This window comes from Vibrio cholerae ATCC 14035, assembly GCF_000621645.1.
In the GTDB taxonomy this organism is placed as follows: Bacteria; Pseudomonadota; Gammaproteobacteria; order Enterobacterales; family Vibrionaceae; genus Vibrio; species Vibrio cholerae.
Map to the genome: position 1 here is coordinate 295,370 of NZ_JHXR01000001.1, position 24,077 is coordinate 319,446.

At 48.8% G+C, this 24,077-nt stretch carries 18 protein-coding genes; 8 read left to right on the forward strand and 10 right to left on the reverse strand.

The genetic code is table 11. The features are described 5' to 3' along the window. Positions 1-236 precede the first annotated feature (236 nt). The 4 genes from T411_RS0101475 to T411_RS0101490 form a co-directional block, all read right to left on the reverse strand. Positions 237-2,312 carry a beta-prism lectin domain-containing protein gene (locus T411_RS0101475; RefSeq protein ID WP_001881639.1) on the reverse strand — a complete coding sequence of 692 codons (2,076 nt, stop codon included), beginning with the start codon at positions 2,310-2,312 and terminating at the stop codon, positions 237-239. Positions 2,313-2,646: 334 nt separating this feature from the next. Then, positions 2,647-3,411 carry a peptidoglycan binding protein CsiV gene (locus tag T411_RS0101480; RefSeq protein WP_000825630.1) on the reverse strand — a complete coding sequence of 255 codons (765 nt, stop codon included), beginning with the start codon at positions 3,409-3,411 and terminating at the stop codon, positions 2,647-2,649. A gap of 175 nt (positions 3,412-3,586) precedes the next feature. After that, positions 3,587-7,054 carry a transcription-repair coupling factor gene (mfd, locus tag T411_RS0101485; protein WP_000207270.1) on the reverse strand — a complete coding sequence of 1,156 codons (3,468 nt, stop codon included), beginning with the start codon at positions 7,052-7,054 and terminating at the stop codon, positions 3,587-3,589. 2 nt (positions 7,055-7,056) lie between these two features. Beyond that, on the reverse strand, positions 7,057-7,632 hold the full coding sequence (locus T411_RS0101490; protein WP_000999601.1) for a PilZ domain-containing protein: 576 nt from the start codon (positions 7,630-7,632) through the stop codon (positions 7,057-7,059). A 175-nt stretch (positions 7,633-7,807) separates the two neighbouring features. Here T411_RS0101490 and lolC point away from each other — a divergent pair, with 175 nt between their 5' ends. The 3 genes from lolC to lolE are packed head-to-tail and all read left to right on the forward strand — an operon-like array spanning position 7,808 to position 10,940. After that, a complete protein-coding gene (lolC, locus tag T411_RS0101495; protein WP_000468900.1) occupies positions 7,808-9,016 on the forward strand; it encodes a lipoprotein-releasing ABC transporter permease subunit LolC in 1,209 nt (402 codons plus the stop codon). After that, positions 9,009-9,695, forward strand: a complete 687-nt coding sequence (gene lolD, locus T411_RS0101500; protein WP_001061290.1) for a lipoprotein-releasing ABC transporter ATP-binding protein LolD — start codon at positions 9,009-9,011, stop codon at positions 9,693-9,695. Before lolC ends, lolD begins: the two co-directional genes overlap by 8 nt. Then, positions 9,696-10,940, forward strand: a complete 1,245-nt coding sequence (gene lolE / locus T411_RS0101505) for a lipoprotein-releasing ABC transporter permease subunit LolE (RefSeq protein WP_000493010.1) — start codon at positions 9,696-9,698, stop codon at positions 10,938-10,940. A gap of 114 nt (positions 10,941-11,054) precedes the next feature. On the opposite strand, the gene T411_RS0101510 is transcribed toward lolE, so the two are convergent. Beyond that, the gene (locus T411_RS0101510) at positions 11,055-11,585 is read right to left on the reverse strand and encodes a DUF2062 domain-containing protein (RefSeq protein ID WP_001881633.1); all 531 of its coding nucleotides are present in this window, start codon (positions 11,583-11,585) and stop codon (positions 11,055-11,057) included. A gap of 8 nt (positions 11,586-11,593) precedes the next feature. On the opposite strand from T411_RS0101510, the gene T411_RS0101515 reads away from it, so the two are divergent. The 5 genes from T411_RS0101515 to kdsB are packed head-to-tail and all read left to right on the forward strand — an operon-like array spanning position 11,594 to position 17,544. Then, entirely contained in the window at positions 11,594-13,837 is a 2,244-nt protein-coding gene (locus T411_RS0101515; RefSeq protein ID WP_000173776.1) for a DNA internalization-related competence protein ComEC/Rec2, read from the forward strand. Positions 13,838-13,867: 30 nt separating this feature from the next. Next, positions 13,868-15,616, forward strand: a complete 1,749-nt coding sequence (msbA, locus tag T411_RS0101520; RefSeq protein ID WP_000052153.1) for a lipid A ABC transporter ATP-binding protein/permease MsbA — start codon at positions 13,868-13,870, stop codon at positions 15,614-15,616. Between the two features lie 2 nt (positions 15,617-15,618). Further along, positions 15,619-16,626 carry a tetraacyldisaccharide 4'-kinase gene (lpxK, locus tag T411_RS0101525; RefSeq protein WP_002034410.1) on the forward strand — a complete coding sequence of 336 codons (1,008 nt, stop codon included), beginning with the start codon at positions 15,619-15,621 and terminating at the stop codon, positions 16,624-16,626. Continuing rightward, a complete protein-coding gene (locus T411_RS0101530; RefSeq protein ID WP_000350068.1) occupies positions 16,607-16,786 on the forward strand; it encodes a Trm112 family protein in 180 nt (59 codons plus the stop codon). The genes lpxK and T411_RS0101530 overlap by 20 nt, the downstream gene beginning before the upstream one ends. Continuing rightward, entirely contained in the window at positions 16,786-17,544 is a 759-nt protein-coding gene (gene kdsB, locus T411_RS0101535) for a 3-deoxy-manno-octulosonate cytidylyltransferase (RefSeq protein WP_000011329.1), read from the forward strand. The genes T411_RS0101530 and kdsB overlap by 1 nt, the downstream gene beginning before the upstream one ends. A gap of 84 nt (positions 17,545-17,628) precedes the next feature. On the opposite strand, the gene T411_RS0101540 is transcribed toward kdsB, so the two are convergent. The 5 genes from T411_RS0101540 to T411_RS0101560 form a co-directional block, all read right to left on the reverse strand. Continuing rightward, positions 17,629-19,179, reverse strand: coding sequence for a SpoVR family protein (locus tag T411_RS0101540; protein ID WP_000208357.1), 1,551 nt, complete (start codon positions 19,177-19,179; stop codon positions 17,629-17,631). A gap of 12 nt (positions 19,180-19,191) precedes the next feature. Continuing rightward, positions 19,192-20,463 (reverse strand): YeaH/YhbH family protein, encoded by a 1,272-nt coding sequence (locus T411_RS0101545; protein ID WP_000046688.1) that lies wholly within the window; start codon positions 20,461-20,463, stop codon positions 19,192-19,194. 144 nt (positions 20,464-20,607) lie between these two features. Further along, positions 20,608-22,542 carry a PrkA family serine protein kinase gene (locus tag T411_RS0101550; protein ID WP_000021516.1) on the reverse strand — a complete coding sequence of 645 codons (1,935 nt, stop codon included), beginning with the start codon at positions 22,540-22,542 and terminating at the stop codon, positions 20,608-20,610. A 240-nt stretch (positions 22,543-22,782) separates the two neighbouring features. Then, positions 22,783-23,283 (reverse strand): YfbU family protein, encoded by a 501-nt coding sequence (locus tag T411_RS0101555; protein WP_000426107.1) that lies wholly within the window; start codon positions 23,281-23,283, stop codon positions 22,783-22,785. Positions 23,284-23,403: 120 nt separating this feature from the next. Beyond that, positions 23,404-24,066 carry an energy-coupling factor ABC transporter permease gene (locus tag T411_RS0101560; protein WP_000417708.1) on the reverse strand — a complete coding sequence of 221 codons (663 nt, stop codon included), beginning with the start codon at positions 24,064-24,066 and terminating at the stop codon, positions 23,404-23,406. Between the last annotated feature and the right edge of the window lie 11 nt (positions 24,067-24,077).

Below are 24,077 nucleotides of genomic sequence, written 5' to 3' on the forward strand. Positions count from 1 at the left end.
GAGGCAAGTGGGAGCATCCCCATGAGCATAGAAAGTTCTATGATTGGGGGAATGATCCTAGCCAAGACCACAGCGCTTCAAGTAGGAAAGGTATCATCCGATGCACTCGACTCTTGATTATAAGCAACGAAGTAAGATTTGTGGAAAATCAGTGGCTTTGTGGCGTAAGAGTGGAAGAAGATGTGAGCATAGCGATAAAAAAGCCGCTCCGGATGGAGCGGCTGGCAGAAGTATCTTTACTTCAGCGGAACGCGAATGGTCGCTGAACGGAAGCTGTTGTGGGTTAACCAGCTTGGTTGTGCATTCGTTGGGATAGTACCGTTGGCGTTAATATCTGAGAAATTAAACGCGTACTGGTTCCAGATACGAGTCGCATTTCGCCAAGGCTTGCTTGGATTGGCGGACTCATACACAAACACACCGTGGTTGACTTGGCTTTCGCGATCGTAGTCATTGGCAACCATGATCAGTGAAGCGTTATTGTTGCCTTCTAAGTCTGCCACGACTGGGTATTCCCACAAGGTGCCAGAAGAGTTCGCAATAATGCCCATCACACGGCCCGTTTGGCCATCGAGAATACGCATTCTCAAACGATCTTGAACCAACACTTCATCAATACCATCACCGGTAAAGTCGTAAGCGGAGACACCAATTTTGCCGCTGTTCAGGTCATCGTTAGCCACAGACCACACTTTGTTGCCTTGCGCATCGTACATATCAACCGCGTAGTAACCCGCGTACACAATGCCCATGTGTGATTGGTCAGCAGTCACTTTACCAACTAGGAACTGCACCGCATTGACTTGCTGTTTGTGTTTAAAGAGGTGTTTCTCTTTACTCCATACATTCATACCCAAGAGCTGTGAGCCTTGTGGAATGTCATAGCGTACTGTGGTCGATTTCGACAGTGTCACAGGAACGGCATAAGGGATGGTTTTCTCTTTCCATACTGGCGCTAAATAAGCCACTTGTTTAGTGTGCCAGCCAAAGAACCAGTAAGAGACGGTTTTGGTACGCCACTCAACACCTAGATAAGGAACCGTTTTAGTTTTCCACTCTAATCCTAGATAAGTAAACGCAGAATCTTTTGACCCCACAGTGACTTTTGCGCCGTTATCGAGAGTAAAACTCATCTCGAGGACACCATACTTCCAGGTGTATTTGTTTTTACCGTAAGTCACATCAATGGCACGGACTTTACTGGTATCAATTGTGCTCAGTGAGCCACCGCTGCCGCCGATCATGTTTTGGCTATTAGCACCAATTGCATCGACTACAGCACCAGAACGAATCGCTAACTGATGATTTTCTGCGAGAACACGTTGTTGATGTGCCCAGTCGGTGTAGCCATAAACGGCAGACTGAGCATCAACAGTGGTTGCACTGGAGCTTGGTTTACCCAGAAAACTGGAGACGGCTTGTACGCTACCACCTGGGTTAGATAGGTTGTTGACTCGCCATTTCACTGAGCCATCATGCTCAAGCACAGCGATTTCACTGTTCTCGGGTGTGCTCAAAGACGCTGGAACCGACACGACCAGTTCAGGCTTATCATCGCCATCAAGGTTTGCTACGGAAGAGAACCAAACGGTGTCATTGGCTTGGTATTGCCATAGGTAAGCGCCGTTGTTTTGATAGAGTGTACCGTTGGCAAAGACTTCACGTTGGCCATCGCCATTGCTATCAAACGCAATCGAACTTGGTGCCCAATCATGACTAAAGAGCAAGCCTGATTCGTAACTATAAACACCATCGGCAGCCAGAATTTCAATGTTGCCATCGCCATTAATGTCTGCCAGTGCAATATCACCTACAGAACGCCAGCCTGAAGCAGATTTCAGCAGTTGCTTTTTGATGTTGCCTTGGTGGTCCAGAATATTGATATAAGGTGTCAACGCGCTGGTGGAGACGATTTCAATCAGTCCGTCACCATCGAGATCCGCGGCTGCTGGTGCATAGCGAGCATCGGCAATCACGCCTCCATTGCTATAACTCCACAATTCAGAGCCATCCACACCGCTCAGGGCGCGGATATAACCACCATTCGCGTACTTATTACCTTCAAAGGTGACCACAATAATGTCAGCCACATCTTTCTCATCAATTTTGCCATCGCCATTATCGTCGTTGAGTTGTACGACAATTGGCGCGGCCATCACCTGATTGGACTCAGGATGAAAAACGCTGGTAGACCAAGACCATTTCAATTTGGTCTGTATATCACTGCTGCTTGACGCGAATGCGGTGCTTTGAGTCATTAAATGGCTCAACGCGAGAACGCTTATCGCGGTCAACGTTTTTGTCTGTTTCATGGCTTGACCTTCATCTCTCTTGACAGTTCGAGTGGGTTGTATAATGAGTTTCCTTACTCTCTCGTTAGATTGATGCGCAAATACGTGGAAGAGATGGTGGCATCAATAACGATATGCTGAGAGCGATAAGATTATCAGTGGCAAATACTAGAGGGTTCAACCCACTCAAAGGCTTATAAAGGCGAGTTCTTGTTTGATAGACAAATCCACTCATTAAATGTGAGAGAGTGGATCATTTTTGAAACAGACGGGAGGTAGCACTAACAACTTTGCTCTCTAGAAGGGGGTGAGTTTGAATCCGCTTAAAGCGCGTATTCAAACTCACGATCGAGTCTTACTCAGCAACGCGGCGGACTTGAATGATCACGCCCATGAGAGGGTGATCCAGATAGTGGGTTTCACCACTGCGCATACGGCGTTTCTGATCGAGACGATAACTTTTCAGGAAGGTTTCTTCCTGAACTTTAGGTGAGACCGATTCAAGCATGCCGGCTTGTACCGTTGCGCCTTGTTCTTCATTAGTGCCCAATTCTAAAGGCGAGTCTTGCAATACGACTTCGCGTACCGAGGGCTTTTTCAAATCCAGCACGGCTTCAGCAAACAAAAAGTGCTGAACGTAAATTTGTAAAGTGCCATCAAGTTCATACAGCGGGTTGGCGATGCTCATTTCACTGACACCATCTACGGGGGCGGTGACTGTGCTGCCAACTGGGCTTCCATTGGCTTGAAACTGCCCAGAAAAATCTCGACCTGCTTGAATATGGAATACAGGAGCGGATTGGCGACCCTGATCATTTTGACGCCAAGCGGTATGCAGTAACACATTGAAGCCTGCGTGGTTGCGTAATTTCTGCGCTTCACTATTGAGTTGATAAGCGGAGCTTGGCAATAGTGTTACGCCTTTACTTTGGCGAAAGCTAACATCGGCAAAACTGCCTGCGCGATCAACATTGATGGCAGGTAAGCTGTTAGGCCAAGACTCACTCACTTTTTCCGCATCTACTGCTCGTTTAAAAATGATCACTTCAATATCAAACTGCCGAGCCGCCATGCTGGGCATTGCAATCAGCAACAGCAGCAGTGGGATCAATCTTTTCATTGTCACTCCATCGTTCAGTGTTTCACACTGGGTCATTACTGGTGATTTTTTCTATATCCCTTGCGAATGAATCCCGCGAAGAGATTGGCTTAGTTCATTCGCCCTAATCTTAGTGTTATCTCGCGATTAAAGGCGTACTGATTTGCCGCTTACCTGTCCTATCAATTTGAGAATCTTACCGAGCAGGTAGTACATTTTGCTGGAAATTCTTCAACATGTCAGCGACAAATTGAATGCGCGCACTGCGTTCAACCAAAGGCAAGGTAAATTTCAATTTGGTTGGCCCATCCATCGCCAGTAACTTTGGTTGCGATTGCAGCAGTTTAACCAAAAACACCGGGTTAATGTCAGCATTGGGATAGAACTCTACGTATCCGCCACGCTCATGCGCCTCAATTTTACGCACTTTTAGGCGCATAGCATTGAGTTTCAGTTCAGCAATGGCGAGTAAGTTTAACGCGGCGTCTGGTAATTTACCAAAGCGATCAATCAATTCGACTTTGAGTTCAGCCAATTCGTCTTTACTCGCTACGCTGGCGATCTGTTTGTACATGGATAACCGCGTATTGATATCGGGGATGTACTCTTCCGGCAGCAAGGCTGGTAGGCGCATTTCGACTTCGGTCTGCTCACGCAGTAAATCATCCAGCGCAGGTTCTTTGCCTGATTTTAGGGCTTCGACCGCTTGTTCGAGCATTTCCATATACAGAGTAAAACCGACCGACTGAATCTGGCCACTTTGCTCTTCGCCTAACAATTCACCGGCCCCGCGAATTTCTAGGTCGTGCGTGGCGAGAGTAAAGCCGGCCCCCAAATCTTCTAAAGAGGCAATCGCCTCTAGGCGTTTGACCGCATCTTTGGTAATCGCTTTAGGCGGTGGCGTTAACAGGTAAGCATAGGCTTGGTGATGCGAACGACCGACGCGGCCACGTAACTGGTGCAACTGGGCTAAACCTAAGCTGTCAGCGCGATCCATGATGATGGTATTCGCGGTCGGAACGTCGATACCGGTTTCGATGATCGTGGTACACACCAGCAAATTGAAACGCTGGTGGTAGAAATCGTTCATCACTTTTTCCAGCTCACGTTCACGCATCTGCCCGTGAGCGACGGTAATCCGCGCTTCAGGCACCAGTTTTTCTAAATCTGCGGCCACTTTATCGATGGTTTCAACCTGATTATGCAGAAAGTACACCTGACCACCGCGCATAATTTCACGCAGTACCGCTTCACGGATCACACTATCTTCACTTTGACGAACAAAGGTTTTGATGGCTAAACGGCGCGCTGGAGGTGTGGCAATAATCGACAGGTCACGCATACCACTCATGGCCATGTTGAGTGTACGTGGGATTGGCGTGGCAGTGAGAGTCAGAATATCCACATCGGCACGCATCGCTTTGACTTTTTCTTTTTGGCGCACTCCGAAACGGTGTTCTTCGTCAACAATCAGCAAGCCAAGATCCGCAAAACGAATTTCGCTAGAGAGCAACTTATGGGTACCGACCAGAATGTCGACTTTGCCGTCCGCTACGTCTTGTAGGATTTGTTTTTGCTCTTTGGCTGATTTAAAGCGGGAGAGCACTTCGACGCGGATCGGCAAGTTAGCAAAGCGGTCGCGGAAGTTTTCAAAATGCTGCTGGGCGAGCAGCGTAGTTGGAACTAATACGGCGACTTGCTTGCCGTTATCGGTCGCGACAAACGCGGCGCGCATCGCTACTTCTGTTTTTCCAAAGCCGACGTCACCACACACCAAACGATCCATGGCTTTGGCTTGACACATGTCGGATAGCACGGCGTTGATCGCCATTGCTTGGTCATCGGTTTCTTCAAACGGGAAGGTGGCTTTGAAGGTCGCGTATTGTTCACGGTCGAGATGAAATTTAAAGCCCGGTTTGATTTCACGCTTGGCATACACATCCAAAAGTTCTGCCGCGACATCGCGCACTTTTTCCGCCGCTTTGCGGCGCGCTTTGACCCACGCTTCACCCCCTAATTTATGCAATTGGGCGGCTTCTTCTGCGCCACCGGAGTAGCGGCTGATCAGGTTCAGTGACGAAACCGGCACATACAGCTTGGCTTCGTTTTGGTACTCCAGCATCACGTATTCGCTGACCATGCCACCCGCTTCAAGGGTTTGTAAGCCTAAGTAACGTCCGATCCCGTGATCAATATGGACAACGGGTTGCCCCGGTTTGAGCTCGGCAAGGTTGCGGATTACCGCATCACTGTTGGTGACGTTTTTGCGATCTTTTTTGCGGCGACGTTGAATCACCCGATCGCCCAGTAAATCGCTCTCACAAATCAAGGCAACTTGATTATCACCATAGATAAATCCGCGCTCTGCTGAGCCGAGCACCAGTGAGTATTTTTCCGTTTGTTGGCACGCAAGGCTGAAATCATTTTGGCTTTGCGGGCGCAGTTTAATGCGCTGTAACAACTCCAGTAGCGCTTCACGGCGACCTTCCGACTCGACTGAGAAAATGATTTTGCCGGTAAATTGTTCGCTAAATTGGCGCAGTGCCGCCAAAGGCTCTTTGTTTTGATGTTCAACGGCCAATACGGGTAGTGGTTGAACTTGCGCATTCATTCGACCGGCACGCAGCTCGATAGGTGAGCTTGTCAGTTGGACTTGCGGCAGAGTTTTAAAGTGGGCAAACAGCTCATCTTTACGCAGCCACAACTCATTGGGCGGCAGCAGTGGGCGCAGTGGGTCGATATTGCGTTGGTCGTAGCGGTAATCGACATCAGTTAAGAACTGGTCGATGGCTTTTTCCAGCTCGCCAACCACCAAAAGCTGGCTGTTGGCGGGCAGGTAATCAAACAGAGTCTCGCTGTGCTCAAAAAAGAGTGGCTGCCAATACTCAATCCCTGCCGGCCAAGTGCCTTTAGAGACTTGGCTGTAAACCGATTCCGGCTCGCGGCGCGCTTCAAAACGCTGTCGCCAGCGGTTACGAAACTCTTCGATCGCCGCGGCCGTCGTCGGAAACTCATGGGCGGGCAGCAGGCGAATTTCATCCATTTCAGCGATTGAGCGCTGATTGTCTGGATCAAAGGTGCGAATGGTGTCGATTTCATCATCAAAGAAATCGATCCGGAATGGGTCGCTACTGCCCATAGGGAAGAGATCAAGAATCGACCCGCGACTGGCGTATTCACCGGGGCCAAAGACCTGATCGACATGGCGATAGCTGCTGTTTTCTAACTGCAAGCGCAGTTTATCCAGTGAAAAGTGATCGCCACGTTTAACAATTAAGGTGTGCTGCAACAAAAAGTCACGTGGTGACTGGCGCTGAAGCAAGGTACTGACCGGGACAATCGTGATACCGCGCGTTAAGCTTGGGAGCTGATACAAACGCGAAATACGATCAGAAATGATGTCCTGATGGGGTGAAAAATTATCGTAGGGCAGCGTTTCCCAATCGGGGAAGAGCGCCACTTCGCTGTGGCTAAACTGTTCCACTTCGTGTAGCAATTTGAGCGCGGTTTGTGGATCGGGCACGGCGAGCAACGTATGGCTCGTATGAGCATTGGCGAGTTCCGCAATGGCCAGCGCTAAACTTGCGCCGTGTAAATTACCGATGGCTTTTTTGTCTCCGGCACCTTGCGCCGAAAACAGAGAGAGTAAAGAGTGTGTAGTCATAGTCACGCTTGAGGTTTTTCTCGGTCTAGTGAGCGTTGACGCAGCAGGCGCTGCTGTTGGTAGAGAGCGGCTTTGATCAGCAAATCTTGATCCACATCGCGCAGCAGATCGTACTTGAGAGTCACTAAGGTGTGCTCAGGTTCTTGCTGGCATTGCATCACACTGGCGTAGCAATAAATCGCGGCGGCGGGGTATTCCAAAAACAGTTTTACCCGCACTTTTTGTCCAATCTGCAGTGGTGATTTGGCCAAATAGGTCAGTTGACTGGCACCAAAACGAGTGGTCGCACTGCGTGATTGAGGATCATCTTGTTGTGACAGCATAAAAGTCAGCAGTAGATTCAGTTTGGCATTTTGCGCTTCAAGCAGTTGCAATACGCTTTTAAAGTCACTGTTTTTCAGCTCCATGCGTGCGCTATCACTGAGTTGTTCCAACTGGCTAAATTCGCTGGCGACCACAAATGGCGCGGGGATCTCCGCTTCAAAAATCTCATGAGAAGGTAGGGTGAAATGCTCCGCCAACGGTTCCACATTGATGGTTAGCGCGTGGTGAACAGTAAAGAATTCTTGGTCATTCATAGAGGGTTCCTTCTCACATCTGTGTTGATTATCGTCATAAGCAGTAACTAATCAAGGTATGTCCTTGTTATGGGTGTGAAATAAACGTTCTCTTACACAGATTTGATAAAGAAAAACTACAACCGCGCAGGGATTCTCGCTACATTAACGCCATTCTCTTCCTATGGTTGGATTTATGTTTCATCCGATTTCGGCTTTTATTGGTTTGCGCTATTTGCGCGGCCGCTCAGGGGATCGTTTTAGCCGCTTTGTCTCTTATATGTCGACGGCGGGGATCACGATCGGTGTGATGTCGCTAGTTACTGTTTTATCGGTGATGAACGGTTTTGAGGCGCAGCTTAAGTCACGCATTCTTGGGGTGTTACCTCAAGCGGTTGTCACCGAAGCCGCAGGCAAAACCACCCTCAGCGCAACGCCCCCAGATTTTGTCACGGCATTATCGACTCAGCGCCCACCAGAGCCGTTAGTGCGCAGTGACGCGGTGGTGCAAAGTGCCTCGCAACTGGCTGCGGGTTTGTTGATTGGTATCGAGCCACAACAAAATGATCCGATTGAGCAACACCTGATTGCAGGTCGGGTAACGGCTTTGCAAGCGGGCGAGTATCAACTCTTTCTTGGGCATCTTCTTGCGCGCAGTTTGAATGTCACCGTGGGTGATAAAGTGCGTTTGATGGTGACAGAAGCGAGCCAATTTACCCCGTTGGGCCGTTTGCCCAGTCAGCGAAACTTTACGGTAGCGGGAATTTTTAATACCGGTTCGGATGTGGATGGGCAACTCATGGTGACTCATCTGCGCGATGCGGCCAAGCTATTGCGCTATGATGCACAGACCATTTCAGGTTGGCGGCTATTTTTTGATGACCCGTTTGTGGTCAGTCAGCTTGCCGAACAGCCATTGCCGCAAGATTGGCAATGGAGCGACTGGCGTGAGCAGCGCGGTGAACTGTTTCAAGCGGTACGTATGGAAAAGAACATGATGGGGCTGATGCTCGGACTTATCGTTGGGGTGGCTGCGTTTAATATTATTTCTGCGCTGATCATGGTAGTGATGGAGAAGCAGGCTGAGGTGGCGATTTTAAAAACCCAAGGCATGCAGTCACAACATGTGCTGGCGATTTTCATGGTACAAGGCGCCAGCAGCGGTGTGATTGGTGCGCTGGTTGGTGGTTTACTTGGCGTGCTGTTGGCGGCCAATTTAAATAGCCTGATGGAAGCCTTAGGTGTTGCCCTTTTTTCGGTGGGTGGCAGTTTGCCAGTGGCGATTGATCCGCTGCAGATTGTCCTCGTTATTGTTCTTGCGATTGTATTAAGTCTGTTGGCAACGCTGTTTCCAGCCTATCGCGCATCTTCTGTTCAACCCGCTGAGGCGTTACGTTATGAATAACCTTTTACGTTGTCATCAGGTTTGCAAAACCTATCAAGAAGGGGAGTTGCAAACTCAGGTTCTTAAAGGGGTGAGTTTTGAGCTAAAACGCGGTGAGTTGGTCTCAATCATCGGCTCTTCTGGCTCAGGCAAAAGTACCTTGCTGCATATTTTGGGTGCACTGGATGACGCCAGTGAAGGGCAAGTGGAGTTTCTTGGCCAGTCTTTGCATCAGTTAAGTTCGAATAAGCAAGCGAAGATCCGCAATCAGCACTTGGGATTTGTTTATCAGTTTCACCATTTGCTGGCGGATTTTTCTGCTTTAGAAAATGTGGCGATGCCACTCTTGATTGGTGGCATGAATGTGGCGAAAGCCAAAGCGAAGGCGCAGAGCCTGCTTGAGCGAGTGGGTTTAGGCCATCGCGTGGCGCATCGTCCATCGGAATTATCTGGTGGCGAAAGACAACGCGTCGCCATTGCTCGCGCGTTAGTCAATAAGCCGGATTTGGTGCTGGCCGATGAACCGACGGGCAATCTGGACCATAAAACGGCGCTGTCTATTTACGATTTGATGCGTGAGTTGAACCGCGAATCCGGTACCGCCTTTTTGGTGGTCACTCACGATGGCGAGTTGGCGGCGAAAATGGATCGTCACATGCACATGAAAGATGGGCTGCTAACCGATATCACGGGGGCTTAAGTGTTTTCCTCTCTCGCTCTGTTTATTGGCGGACGCTTTAGTCGCGCTAAACAACGTAACAAGATGGTGTCGTTTATTTCGTTGTCGTCCACGATTGGGATTGCGGTTGGTGTGGCGGTGATCATCATCGGCCTTTCGGCGATGAATGGTTTTGAGCGTGAATTGCAAACCCGTGTTCTATCCGTTATCCCACATGGGGAATTTGAGGGCGTGCGCGGACCTGTCGAACGCTGGCCTGATTTAATGGCGCAAGCCGCGCGTCACCCACAAATTGTTGCGGCAGCGCCGTATGTGAAGATCACAGCACTTGCCGAAAGTGGCACTCAGCTTAAAGCGATTGAAGTGCGCGGTGTGGATCCGCAGCGTGAGCAAGCCGTATCTCGCTTGTCGCAGTTTATTACCGCGCAGGCATGGCAAGACTTTCGCCCCGGTCAGCAGCAGGTGATTTTAGGCCAAGGTGTTGCGGAGAAATTAGGCGTGCAGGTTGGTGATTTCATTACCTTGATGATCCCAAGTGCCAACAGTGGTGACAAGGTGCAAGCACCGAAGCGGGTCCGTGTGAAAGTCAGCGGCTTATTGGCACTGAACGGGCAGATTGATCACAGCTTAGCGCTACTGCCGCTAGAAGATGCCCAAGCTTATGCTCACTTAGGTAGTGGTGTTACCGGTATCTCTGTTAAGGTGGCCGATGTGCTGCAAGCAACGCAGATCGTACGTGATGTGGGTAATCAACTGAACGAATACGTCTATCTGCATAGTTGGCAGCAAAAGTACGGCTTTTTGTATCGCGATATTCAGTTGGTGCGCACCATTATGTATTTAGTAATGGTACTGGTGATTGGGGTCGCGAGCTTTAACATCGTCTCGACTCTGATGATGGCGGTAAAAGATCGCGCAGGCGAAATCGCTATATTGCGCACTATGGGCGCGACCGATGGCTTGATCAAACGTATTTTCGTCTGGCAAGGCGTGTTTTCTGGGGTTCTGGGTAGTGTGGTCGGCAGTGTATTGGGTATGGTTGTCGCCTTTAATTTAACGCCTTTGATCAAAGGGTTAGAGCATCTGATCGGACATCAGTTTTTATCCGGTGATATCTATTTCGTTGATTTTCTTCCTTCACAGGTGGAGTGGGCAGATGTAGTGCTGGTTTCAGGGACGGCGATTGTGCTGAGTTTGCTGGCGACTTGGTACCCCGCGCGGCGCGCAAGCCGACTCAATCCTGCGCAAGTGTTGAGTAGTAAATAACATCAAACAAAAAAGGACCTTCGGGTCCTTTTTTCATGCTGAGTAAACAGAGTTTGCATTGTTTAAGCTGCGCTTGTTCGCAACTCTCTTGCAATCGTGAGTGCACAAGATGCGTTAAGGCAGATTCTCCGGCATTTTACTGGTGCGACGTTTTTGCCAACTGCGCACAACGGAGTAGCGCCACAAACCGCGAATCCCAAAGTAACCAATTAACGATGCCAATACCGCGCAAACTGCGCAGCCGAGTAAGAACGGTGGCCCAATGGTGCTCATCTGATTGAGTAAAAATTCCCAAGTCAGCTCAAAATGGAAGGATTGAGCGGGAGTTCCCATCAACCATGCGCCGAGTTTGTATGTGAAATAAAAGATGACAGGCATAGTGATTGGGTTGGTGATCCACACTAAGGCGATGGAGAGTGGCAGATTGACCCCCAGTACGATGGCGAGACCGGCAGCCATAATCATTTGGCTGGGCAGTGGTACAAAGGCCATAAACAGCCCTACCGCAAACGCGCCAGCGGCAGAGCGGCGGTTTAAGCACCATAGGTTTGGGTTATACAGCACATTACCAAACACGCGCAGCGCTTTTTGGCGTTTGATCACATCGTGGTCAGGCATAAACCGTTTAATGAATTTTCTTGGCATACGGGATTATGACTCTCTTGTCGAATTACTGGTCTCTCATTTCTTTTTCGATCACCGTGCTGTCTGCCCCTTATTGGCCTTGGATGCCGAGTTGGGGTTGGGCTTGGTTATGCCTTATTGTTATGGTTTTGCTCGGTTATCACCGAGTTGGCCGTCAATTCCTTGGCTTCGTGGCTGCCATACTAACCATTGTGCTACAGGGCAACCTTATACGAGATCAATCCAATGTGCTCTATCAAGCAGGGCCGGATATTATCATAAAAGGCCGTGTTGACAGCTTTTTTACGCAAACTCGTTACGCTTATGAGGGTTTTGTCCTCATTCATGAAGTGAATGGACAAACCTTAAACAAAATGACTCGCCCTCGCATACGTTTAAGTGCCCCTTTACTGTTACAACCCAATGATCGCGTCGAATTTTCGGTAACTCTCAAGCCGATAGTGGGTCGACTCAACCAAACCGGCTTTGATTTAGAAGCGCATTACATGGCGCAATCTGTCGTCGCACGAGCGGTCGTAAAACCTGACACTGCTTATCAAATTGTGCAAGAGAGTGGCATAAGGTCAAGTTTGTTTTTTGAGCTAGAGCAATTAACGCATACCAGCCCATACCAAGGATTGATCTTAGCCCTGACGTTTGGCGAGCGAAAAGGTATTGATGAGCAAGAGTGGCAAGCCTTACGCAATAGTGGCTTAATTCATTTAGTGGCCATTTCGGGGCTGCACATTGGTATCGCTTTTAGCGTGGGGTATTTTCTCGGGCTCGGCATGATGCGTTTTCATGCTCAGTTATTGTGGTCCCCTTTTGTGTGTGGGGCTTTACTGGCGGTGCTCTACGCTTGGCTGGCCGGATTTACGTTGCCTACTCAGCGTGCATTGATTATGTGCTTACTCAATGTGGCGTTGATCATGTTGGCTTTTCCTCTTTCCGCGCTCAAGCGGATTCTACTCACCTTAGTCGCGGTCTTGCTTTGGTCGCCATTCGCCTCACTTTCAAACAGTTTCTGGATGTCGTTTTTGGCGGTCGCGATTGTTCTCTACCAATTAGCCAGTCAAAGCCAGCGTCAGGTGTGGTGGAAAGCTCTTCTTTGGGCGCAGGTGTTCCTCGTCTGTTTAATGGCACCGGTCACGGCCTATTTTTTCGGTGGCTTAAGCGTAACGGCAGTTCTGTACAATTTGGTGTTTATTCCTTGGTTTTCGTTGGTGATTGTCCCAGCTTTGTTTTTGGGTCTATTACTCATGGTGGTATGGCCTAGTGTGGCCGCCGCTTACTGGCCTTGGGTGGATTGGACGTTTTTACCGCTCGATTGGGCTTTGCAGTTTGCCGATGTAGGCTGGTGGGTGGTCCCCAGCAAAGTACAAGGTGTGGTCGCAGCGAGTGTGGCCATCCTCTTGCTTTATCGATTTATGAGCCTAAAAGCCTGCAGCTTATTATTGGGTATGATTGGCTTATGGTGGTGGTTTCCCTCTCTCACTCCACTTTGGCGAATGGATGTGCTGGATGTTGGACATGGCTTGGCGATTGTGATTGAGCAAGATGAGCGAGCAATTGTCTACGATACAGGCAGCAGTTGGCCGGGAGGCAGCTATGTGCAAAGCGTGATTGAGCCTATGCTCCAACAGCGGGGGCTACGCCAAGTGGATGGAGTGATTTTAAGTCATCTTGATAATGATCATGCGGGTGATTGGCAAGGTTTAGCTGAGCGCTGGCAACCCAATTGGATTCGTGCCAGCCAACTCGGGACAGAGTTTATGCCTTGTATCCGTGGTGAAAGCTGGCAGTGGCAATCTCTCCATTTTACGGTGTTATGGCCACCACAAGCGGTTAGCCGAGCGTACAACCAGCATTCGTGTGTGATTCGTATGACCGATACTCAGTCTAACCATTCTGTACTGCTCTCCGGGGATGTCACAGCCATGGGGGAGTGGCTGCTTGCTCGCGACGGAGCGCAACTGCAAAGTGAGGTGATGATCGTGCCGCACCACGGCAGTAAAACATCGTCCACCGCAGAGTTTATTGCCCAAGTGAATCCCAAACTTGCGATTGCTTCTGTGGCGAAAGATAACCGCTGGAATTTGCCTAATCCGCAAGTCGTGGCACGTTATCAAGCTCAGCAAGTTGAGTGGCTAGATACTGGACACGCTGGGCAAATTAGCCTCTTTTTCTATCTAGATCAGCTGGATTGGTTTACCCAGCGTAGCCTTGGCTGGCAGCCTTGGTATAGGCAGATGCTGCGTAAAGGAGTAGAATGAGCGCAATTTTATAATCAGAAAAGCTTCTTTATGTCATTGCACTCTGACGAATCTAACTGGCAGACCTTTAAGCGTCTGTGGACTTATATCCGCTTATACAAAGCGGGCTTGGTGGTTTCAACTATAGCCTTAGTTATTAATGCCGCTGCTGATACTTATATGATTTCTTTACTAAAACCTTTATTGGATGAAGGTTTTGGTAATGCGGAATCCAACTTCCTGCGCATTCTGCCGTTTATGATTTTAGGGCTTATGTTTGTGCGTGGTTTAAGTGGATTTGCCTCTTCTTACTGTTTGAGCTGGGTGTCCGGCAATGTGGTGATGCAGATGCGTCGCCGTCTGTTTAACCATTTTATGCACATGCCAGTTCGTTTTTTCGACCAAGAGTCAACGGGCGGCTTATTATCGCGCATCACATACGACTCAGAACAAGTGGCTGGCGCAACCAGCCGCGCGTTAGTCAGTATTGTGCGTGAAGGGGCGAGCATTATTGGCTTGCTCACCTTGATGTTTTGGAATAGCTGGCAGCTCTCTTTGGTACTGATTGTCGTCGCACCAGTGGTGGCCTTTGCGATTAGCTTTGTTTCTAAGCGTTTTCGTAAGATTTCGCGCAACATGCAAACGGCTATGGGGCATGTGACTTCATCGGCAGAGCAGATGCTCAAGGGCCATAAAGTGGTACTGAGCTACGGCGGTCAAGAGGTCGAACGCAAACGCTTTGACAAAGTCAGTAACAGCATGCGCCAGCAAACCATGAAGCTGGTATCGGCACAGTCGATTGCAGACCCAGTGATTCAAATGATTGCCTCACTTGCTCTGTTTGCGGTGCTCTTTTTAGCCAGTGTCGATTCGATTCGCGCTGAGTTGACTCCAGGTACATTTACTGTGGTGTTTTCAGCCATGTTTGGCCTAATGCGTCCTCTGAAAGCTCTGACCAGTGTAACGTCGGAGTTTCAGCGTGGTATGGCCGCTTGCCAGACCTTGTTTGGTTTGATGGATCTCGAAACCGAGCGCGATAATGGCAAATATGAGGCAGAGCGTGTCAACGGTGAAGTGGATGTGAAAGACGTAACTTTCACCTACCAAGGCAAAGAAAAACCTGCGTTATCCCATGTTTCGTTCTCGATTCCGCAAGGGAAAACGGTCGCTCTGGTTGGCCGTTCTGGCTCAGGTAAATCGACCATCGCGAATCTGTTTACTCGTTTCTATGATGTCGACAGTGGATCGATCTGTCTTGATGGGCACGATGTGCGTGATTACAAGCTGACCAATCTGCGTCGTCACTTTGCCTTGGTTTCGCAAAACGTACATCTGTTTAACGACACCATCGCCAATAACATCGCTTACGCTGCCGAAGGTGAATACACCCGCGAGCAGATTGAGCAAGCCGCACGTCAAGCCCATGCGATGGAGTTTATTGAAAACATGCCGCAAGGTTTGGATACCGTGATCGGTGAGAATGGCACCAGTTTATCTGGCGGTCAGCGTCAGCGAGTGGCGATTGCTCGCGCATTGCTGCGCGATGCACCTGTGCTGATCCTCGATGAAGCGACGTCGGCACTGGATACTGAATCGGAGCGTGCCATTCAAGCGGCGTTAGATGAGCTGCAGAAAAACAAAACCGTGCTGGTGATTGCGCACCGTTTATCTACCATCGAACAAGCAGATGAAATTCTTGTGGTTGATGAAGGTGAAATCATTGAGCGTGGTCGCCATGCTGATCTGTTGGCGCAAGATGGCGCATACGCTCAGCTGCATCGCATCCAGTTTGGTGAATAGTGGTGATAGAAAAGATCTGGTTTCACCGCCATCCATTGGGTTATTTGTTATGGCCACTGTTGTGGCCATTCAGCGTACTATTTGGTGTCATCAGCCGCTCACGGCGTAAAGCATATCAAACGGGCGACAAACCCTCCTATCGTGCACCCTTACCCGTGGTCGTGGTGGGTAACATTACAGCCGGTGGTAATGGCAAAACCCCTGTTGTGGTTTGGCTGGTGGAAACGCTGCAAAACCTTGGCTATCGTCCGGGGGTCGTTTCACGTGGTTATGGCGCTAAAGCGCCCAGCTATCCGCTCGTGGTGAATGAGCAAACGCCAGCTCAGCATTGCGGTGATGAGCCGAAACTCATTTTTCAGCGTACCAAAGCGCCTGTAGCGGTCGATCCTGTACGCAGCCAAGCGGTAAAAGCGCTGCTTGAGCACGGGGTCAATGTCATCGTTACGGATGATGGCTTGCAGCACTATGCGCTGCAGCGCGATATTGAAATTGCAGTAGTGGACGGCGTTCGCCGTTTCGGTAACCAGGAATTGATCCCTTTAGGTCCTCTGCGTGAACCTGTCAGCCGACTCGATGAAGTCGATTTCATTATCACTAATGGTGGCGTGGCAAAGGCCAATGAAATCGCAATGCGTCTGCAACCGACGGATGCGGTGAATCTTAAGACGGGTGAACGCTGTGCAGTGAGTAAGCTCACTCGCTTGTGCGCCATGGCTGGGATTGGCCATCCTTCCCGATTTTTTAATACTTTGCGTGAACTCAATGCCGATTTAGTTCATTGCCAAGGTTTTGCCGATCATCAAGCCTTTGATGCTGCTCAGTTAAATCAACTGGCGCAGCAAGGCGATCATCTGATCATGACAGAAAAAGATGCCGTAAAATGCGCTGAGTTTGCCCAGCCAAATTGGTGGTATCTGCCCGTTTCGGCTCAGTTTGCTCCAGAAGCGGAGCAGCGTATTGTGGACAAAATTAAAGAGGTAATGGAACCGTATGGATCACCGTCTGCTTGAAATCGTCGCTTGCCCAGTATGTAAAGGTAAGCTGACTTACGATAAAGATCGCCAAGAGCTGATTTGTAAGCTGGATCGTCTGGCTTATCCCATTAAAGAAGGCATTCCGGTGCTTTTAGAGCCGGAAGCTCGCAGCATGAGCATGGATGAGGGACGCTAATGTCATTTACTGTCGTGATCCCTGCGCGTTACCAATCCACGCGCTTACCGGGTAAGCCTCTCGCCGATATTGGCGGTAAGCCAATGATTCAGTGGGTATATGAGCAAGCCATGCAAGCGGGAGCCGACCGCGTGATCATTGCAACCGACGATGAGCGTGTTGAACAAGCGGTTCAAGCTTTCGGTGGTGTGGTGTGTATGACTTCGCCGAATCATCAATCTGGTACAGAACGTCTGGCGGAAGTGGTGGCGAAAATGGCGATTCCCGCCGATCACATTGTGGTGAATGTGCAGGGTGATGAGCCTTTGATTCCACCGGCGATTATCCGCCAAGTCGCGGATAACTTAGCGGCATGCAGCGCGCCGATGGCAACGTTGGCGGTGGAAATTGAAGATGAAGCGGAAGTGTTCAACCCGAATGCGGTGAAAGTGATCACCGATAAAAGCGGTTATGCGCTGTACTTCAGTCGTGCCACGATTCCTTGGGATCGTGATAACTTCGCTAAAGCGGATAAAGCTATCGTTCAACCTTTGCTGCGCCATATCGGCATCTATGCCTACCGCGCAGGCTTTATCAATACCTATCTGGATTGGCAGCCAAGCCAGCTTGAAAAGATTGAATGTTTAGAGCAACTTCGTGTGTTGTGGCATGGTGAGAAAATCCATGTTGCGGTTGCGTTAGAAGCTCCACCAGCAGGGGTGGACACGCCGGAAGATTTGGAAGTGGTGCGACGCATCGTGGCTGAGCGTGCGCAGTAGTTATCTTTCAGCTAAGCAGAAAAAAGCTCCTTTGCAGGAGCTTTTTTATTAAGTGTTAGGGATGTTGTATTGCAGCCCCAGTACTTAGATTCGACTTTCCGAGTCGTTCTTTTTGGGGCAGGTTGCGAGGATCTCTCTTCTTCCTGTGTCTTTGACCTCCTCCAGTTTGACTTCAAAACCCCATAGACGGTGCAAGTGTTTTAGCACCTCCTCGTAGCTTGGATCTAACGGAATACGATCGTGTGGTACATACTGCAAGGTTAACGAACGGTCGCCTCGAACATCAACGCTATACACTTGAATGTTGGGTTCAAGATTACTGAGATTGTATTGCGCCGCGAGTTTCTCGCGGATTTGTTGATATCCGAGATCATCGTGAATAGCACTGATTTCAATGTGATTTTTTCTATCATCATCGCAAATCGCAAAGAACTTAAAGTCGCGGATCAGCTTAGGTGACAGATATTGGCTGATAAAGCTCTCATCTTTAAAGTTGCGCATCGCAAAATGAAGCGCATCCAACCAGTTTGCGCCGGCCAACTCTGGGAACCACTCTTTATCTTCCTCGGTCGGCTCTTCGCAGATCCGCTTAATATCACGGAACATGGCAAAACCGAGTGCATAAGGGTTAATGCCACTGAAATAACGGCTGTTGTAGGGCGGCTGTGCCACAACGCTGGTGTGACTGTGCAAAAACTCCAGCATGAACTTGTCGCTGAGTAAGCCTTCATCATAAAGATGGTTGAGTATGGTGTAGTGCCAAAACGTCGCCCATCCTTCGTTCATGACTTGCGTCTGCTTTTGTGGATAAAAATACTGGCTGACTTTACGCACAATACGCACGATTTCACGTTGCCAAGGCTCCAGCAAAGGGGCGTGTTTCTCAATAAAATAGAGAATGTTTTCTTGTGGTTCACTCGGGAAGCGGCGCTGCTTTTCTTGCTCTACGGCTTTTTTCGGTACGGTACGCCATAAGGCATTCACTTGTGATTGCAGATAAGCTTCGCGCTCTTCTTGACGCGCTTTTTCTTCGGCAATCGAGATTTTTTCGGGGCGTTTATAACGGTCAACCCCGTAATTCATTAGCGCATGGCAAGAGTCGAGTAGCTTTTCCACTTCGTTCACGCCAAATTTCTGCTCACACTCAGCAATGTAGTTTTTGGCAAACAGCAGGTAATCGATGATCGAGCTGGCATCTGTCCAGGTTTGGAATAGATAGTTGCCTTTGAAGAAGGAGTTGTGGCCGTAACAGGCATGCGCCATCACCAGCGCTTGCATGGTTACGGTGTTTTCTTCCATTAGATAGGCGATACAAGGATCGGAGTTAATCACAATTTCGTATGCCAACCCCATCTGACCATGTTTGTAGGTTTGCTCGGTTTGAATGAATTTTTTACCAAACGACCAATGGTTGTAGTTGATTGGCATGCCGATGCTGGAATAGGCATCCATCATCTGCTCTGAGGTGATGATCTCAATCTGGTTTGGGTAAGTGTCCAAACGATAAAGCTCTGCCACGCGACGGATTTCTTGATGGTAGCGCTCGATCAGTTCAAACGTCCAATCTGGGCCATCGGGCAGTCGCTTACTGTTCGCTACTTTACGCTTAGGTGCGGCTTTGGCTTTGGTAGTCATCTCACAATCTCCCTACGCATTTTCCTTTTGGAACAGCTCCCTAAACACAGGGAAAATATCTTCAACACTGCGGATGTTCTTCATCGCGAAGTTATCGAAGGAGGCCTGTAATTTTTCATATTCGTGCCACAACGTTTGGTGTGAGCGACGCGTGATTTCGATATAGGCATAGTATTGGCAATAGGGCAGCAGCTTGTTAGAGAGTAACTCTTTGCAGCGTGGTGAATCGTCTGCCCAGTTATCCCCATCAGAGGCTTGTGCACCATAGATGTTCCACTCACCCAGTGGGTAGCGAGCTTCAATGATTTCATGCATCAGCTTGAGTGCACTGGACACTATGGTGCCGCCGGTTTCTTGCGAGTAGAAGAAGTCGTGCTCATTCACTTCTTTAGCTTGGGTATGGTGGCGAATAAATACCACTTCCACGTTTTCATAAGTGCGAGTTAAGAACAGGTACAGCAGTACATAAAAGCGTTTTGCAATATCCTTGGTCGCTTGATCCATCGAGCCTGACACGTCCATCAGACAGAACATTACCGCCTGACTGGAGGGAATCGGGCGCTTTTCGTAGTTTTTGAAGCGCAAATCAAAGGTGTCGATAAAGGGCACGCTATCGATTTTATTGCGTAGCTCCTCAATCTCTTGCTTGATGCGCATCTCTTCCATGATTTGTGGTGGTTCGCTGCGCTGAATACGTTCGAGTTCCTCTTCCAACTCACTCATCAAACGGCGTTTACCAGCGGTCATCGCCGTACGGCGCGCTAAAGATTGTTGCAGTGAACGCACCACTGAAATATTGGAGGGAACCCCCGAGGTTTGAAAACCTGCGCGATGGGTTTTCCATTCGGTGATTTTGTTAACTTGGTTTTTCTTGAGATTCGGCAGCGCCAAATCTTCAAACAGAATATCGAGGTATTCATCTTTGGAAATTTGGAATACGAAATCATCGCTGCCTTCACCATCGGCACTGGCCTCACCTTCACCTGAGCCGCCGCTGCCTTGGCCACCTTTAGGGCGATCGATTTTATCGCCACGAATAAATTGGTCATTGCCCGGATGCACACGTTCACGCACGCCGCCTTTGCCTTGATGAAACATCGGCTCTTTAATGTCACGAGTTGGAATAGAAACATCTTCTCCAGACTCGGTATTAGTGATTGAGCGGCGGTTAACGGCATCCGCAACCGACTCTTTAATCTGCTCTTTGTAACGGCGTAAAAAGCGTTGTCGGTTGACGGTACTTTTATTTTTGCCGTTTAGCCTTCTGTCGATAAATTGCGCCATGAGCCTCTCCCTAATGACATCACCTCAAACTCGAACGCGAGTTTGTTGAGGGGGTGACCTACAGCCCAACAGCGATTCTGTGGGGTAGGTAACACCGTAGGTGGCGGTAGTTACACTACCGCCGACCATTACACGGCATACACACTATGAGGATTTACGTACTCGCAAGTACCACTCAGACAGCAAGCGGACTTGTTTTTCGGTGTACCCTTTTTCCATCATACGAGCGACGAAGTCATCGTGTTTCTTCTGATCGTCGGATGAGGTCTTAGCGTTAAAGGAGATGACTGGAAGCAGATCTTCAGTATTGGAGAACATCTTTTTCTCAATCACAGTGCGCAATTTCTCGTAGCTGGTCCACACTGGGTTTTGCCCATTGTTGTTGGCACGGGCACGCAGTACGAAGTTAACGATTTCATTACGGAAATCTTTTGGATTGCTGATCCCCGCGGTTTTCTCAATTTTCTCCAATTCACTGTTGAGTGCAGAGCGGTCAAACAGTTGGCCCGTTTCTGGATCGCGATACTCTTGATCTTGAATCCAGAAGTCGGCGTAGGTGACGTAGCGGTCAAAAATATTCTGACCGTACTCAGAGTAAGACTCTAAGTAAGCGGTTTGGATCTCTTTGCCAATGAATTCGACATAGCGCGGGATTAAATAGCCTTTGAGGAACTCATTGTAGCGATCCGCCGTTTCTTGTGGGAACTGCTCACGCTCGACTTGCTGTTCGATAACGTAGAACAGATGTACTGGGTTCGCGGCGACTTCGGAGTGATCGAAGTTGAACACGCGAGAGAGAATTTTGAACGCAAAACGGGTGGAAAGCCCAGACATGCCTTCGTCAACGCCTGCGTAATCACGGTACTCTTGATAGCTTTTGGCTTTTGGATCGGTATCTTTGAGCGTTTCACCATCATAGACGCGCATTTTTGAGAACAGGGAAGAGTTCTCTGGCACTTTCAGGCGTGACAATACGCTAAATTGCGCCAGCAGATCGAGTGTGCTTGGGGCACAAGGGGCCTTGGAGAGCTCACTGTGATCCAACAGTTTTTGGTAGATTTTGACTTCTTCTGAAACGCGCAGACAGTAAGGCACTTTGACAATATAAACCCGGTCTAGGAACGCTTCGTTGTTTTTGTTGTTACGGAAAGTTTGCCACTCGGATTCGTTGGAGTGAGCGAGGATCATCCCATCAAATGGTAACGCAGAAAGCCCTTCAGTACCGTTATAGTTACCCTCTTGGGTGGCCGTTAACAGTGGGTGTAGCACTTTAATCGGTGCTTTGAACATTTCCACGAATTCCATCAAACCTTGGTTGGCGCGGCATAGCGCACCGGAGTAGCTGTAGGCATCTGGGTCATCTTGTGAAAAGTGTTCGAGTTTACGAATATCGACTTTACCGACCAGAGACGAAATATCTTGGTTGTTTTCATCACCCGGCTCGGTTTTAGCGACCGCGATTTGATCCAAGATGGATGGGCGTACTTTCACTACTTTGAACTTAGTGATGTCACCGCCAAATTCATGCAGGCGCTTGGCTGCCCAAGGTGACATGATGGAACGCAAGTAACGACGATCAATGCCATATTCTTGTTTGAGCAGTTCACCATCCTCATTCACATCAAATAGACAGAAGGGGTGGTCGTTAACAGGACTGCGTTGACCATTGGCTGATAACACATAAATTGGCATTTGTTGCATTAAGGCTTTGAGCTTTTCTGCCAGTGATGATTTACCGCCGCCCACAGGGCCAAGTAAATAGAGAATCTGTTTGCGCTCTTCCAAGCCTTGCGCAGCATGCTTGAGGTAAGCGACGATCTGTTCTATGGCTTCTTCCATGCCATAAAAATCTTCGAAAGTTTTATAACGAGCAATCACTCGGTTGGAAAAAATACGGCTAAGGCGCGAGTGTTTGGATGTATCAATCATCTCGGGTTCGCCGATAGCCAGCAACAAGCGCTCCGCGGCATTGGCATAAGCACTTTTGTTTTCTTTACACAGAGCCAGAAAGTCCTGAATGGACAGCTCTTCATCCTTGGCGGCTTCATAGCGTGCCTGAAAGTGTTCAAAAATACTCATAGTTGTTTCCCCTTTGAAAATGTCATGACGACATACAACCGCTGTATACAAATCCCTAACAATTTAAGCCTAGTCTGTAATCTACTCTTTTGCTTAAAAATTATGGTTTTATTTCAAAATCGTGATTTCGAGTAAGCCGATAAGTCAAAGCGGCGAAGAGGAATCGGTGTGATGGGAAAATCGCAAAATAAAAGCTGGCCTAGAGCCAGCTTAAGAGAATAAAGAGATGGAAAAGTGGAATTAGGCGTTCATGATTTGACGCAATTCATTACCTGACAGATGGTATTGGCGTGGGCAGTTGCGCCAAGTGGTCAGCATGCGGCGGTATTTGGCCAACATCGGCATTTGGCTGTTGAAATGGTGTTCGCCTTTATCAAACTGAGGATAGAGACCTTCAGAGTCCACTAAGAAACGGACGTAATTGACCAACTGTGCTTCGGTCGCCATATCAAAGCCTAGGAATGTCAAACGGCGTTGATCTACATCTTTGCGTGCGGCATCGTCCAGCATTCTGTTGGATTCTTGCATCGCATGATACATCTCCATGATGTCGATGATTTCACGACACTCGGTTTCAGGCAGGCAGCCAAACTCGCGGTTCAGTTCACGCATGTGTAGCTCATAGCCACGCTCAACAATCGTTTGTAAGCGCTTGTATTTGTTTGCGTTATTAGGGTCGAGTTGTGACATAAGGAAATATTGGTTCGATAGGATCAAACGCTGAGCGTTGGTCATTTCCATGTAAAGCCTCACTTCAAATCAGAGTTATTATTTTGCTGATTTAAGGTTAACAGCATTGGTGCAGAGTGAAACATGATCTCAACACGGTTTTAATAGTGAAAGCACAAAAAAACACCATGCTTAATGATGATAGTGGTTGTACAAATAATCGCGATCGGAAAAAACGCGCAGCCACTCAGGGCGGAATACGGCCAAAATGGCGAGTGCCATGCCATTCAGCAGGCCTTCGGGGAAGGCGAGTAGCGGAACAAAAATCAAATAGTTGTCGGTGATTGTGATCCAGTCATAAGCGCCTAACTGCCAGATATAAAGGGAGTTAAGCAACAGATGCAAACTGCCGGTAACGCCGGCATTAAAAAAGCCAGCCACAAAAATAAACACGAAGATGTTTCTCGGTAGGTAGTGATAGCTCAAGGCAAAAATCGAGTAACTGATCAAGATTGGCAGCAAACTCGACAGCAGTACATATTCTGGTAAAGCGGCAAAACTTATTTTGCCAAACAGTGCGAGGGTGGCGCTGACCGGCAGGGTAAGAATAAAAGCGCTGCGCCAACCATACATCATGGTCAGTGTGGTTAAGGCGAGAAAATGAATGCTCAATCCTTCTTTGACACTGGCTTGTGCCGACCAAAGCAGAAAGAGACCCAGCATCACAAAGTAGGTGAGATGTTGGAAGGATTTGTCATCTCGAAACTTCGGCCACAGCGCGTGTTGGGTATCTTTTCTGACCCAAAACAACACGATGAAGAGAATGATGGTCGAAGCGATTTGTGCGAGTTCCAATTGCGTTACCT

What these genes read in the sequence shown, in the direction of transcription:
- T411_RS0101475 (WP_001881639.1), bottom strand. Translation starts at nt 2,312, where the DNA reads ATGAAACAGACAAAAACGTTGACCGCGATAAGCGTTCTCGCGTTGAGC.
- T411_RS0101480 (WP_000825630.1), bottom strand. Translation starts at nt 3,411, where the DNA reads ATGAAAAGATTGATCCCACTGCTGCTGTTGCTGATTGCAATGCCCAGC.
- mfd (WP_000207270.1), bottom strand. Translation starts at nt 7,054, where the DNA reads ATGACTACACACTCTTTACTCTCTCTGTTTTCGGCGCAAGGTGCCGGA.
- T411_RS0101490 (WP_000999601.1), bottom strand. Translation starts at nt 7,632, where the DNA reads ATGAATGACCAAGAATTCTTTACTGTTCACCACGCGCTAACCATCAAT.
- lolC (WP_000468900.1), top strand. Translation starts at nt 7,808, where the DNA reads ATGTTTCATCCGATTTCGGCTTTTATTGGTTTGCGCTATTTGCGCGGC.
- lolD (WP_001061290.1), top strand. Translation starts at nt 9,009, where the DNA reads ATGAATAACCTTTTACGTTGTCATCAGGTTTGCAAAACCTATCAAGAA.
- T411_RS0101510 (WP_001881633.1), bottom strand. Translation starts at nt 11,585, where the DNA reads ATGCCAAGAAAATTCATTAAACGGTTTATGCCTGACCACGATGTGATC.
- T411_RS0101515 (WP_000173776.1), top strand. Translation starts at nt 11,594, where the DNA reads ATGACTCTCTTGTCGAATTACTGGTCTCTCATTTCTTTTTCGATCACC.
- msbA (WP_000052153.1), top strand. Translation starts at nt 13,868, where the DNA reads ATGTCATTGCACTCTGACGAATCTAACTGGCAGACCTTTAAGCGTCTG.
- T411_RS0101530 (WP_000350068.1), top strand. Translation starts at nt 16,607, where the DNA reads ATGGATCACCGTCTGCTTGAAATCGTCGCTTGCCCAGTATGTAAAGGT.
- kdsB (WP_000011329.1), top strand. Translation starts at nt 16,786, where the DNA reads ATGTCATTTACTGTCGTGATCCCTGCGCGTTACCAATCCACGCGCTTA.
- T411_RS0101540 (WP_000208357.1), bottom strand. Translation starts at nt 19,179, where the DNA reads ATGACTACCAAAGCCAAAGCCGCACCTAAGCGTAAAGTAGCGAACAGT.
- T411_RS0101545 (WP_000046688.1), bottom strand. Translation starts at nt 20,463, where the DNA reads ATGGCGCAATTTATCGACAGAAGGCTAAACGGCAAAAATAAAAGTACC.
- T411_RS0101550 (WP_000021516.1), bottom strand. Translation starts at nt 22,542, where the DNA reads ATGAGTATTTTTGAACACTTTCAGGCACGCTATGAAGCCGCCAAGGAT.
- T411_RS0101555 (WP_000426107.1), bottom strand. Translation starts at nt 23,283, where the DNA reads ATGGAAATGACCAACGCTCAGCGTTTGATCCTATCGAACCAATATTTC.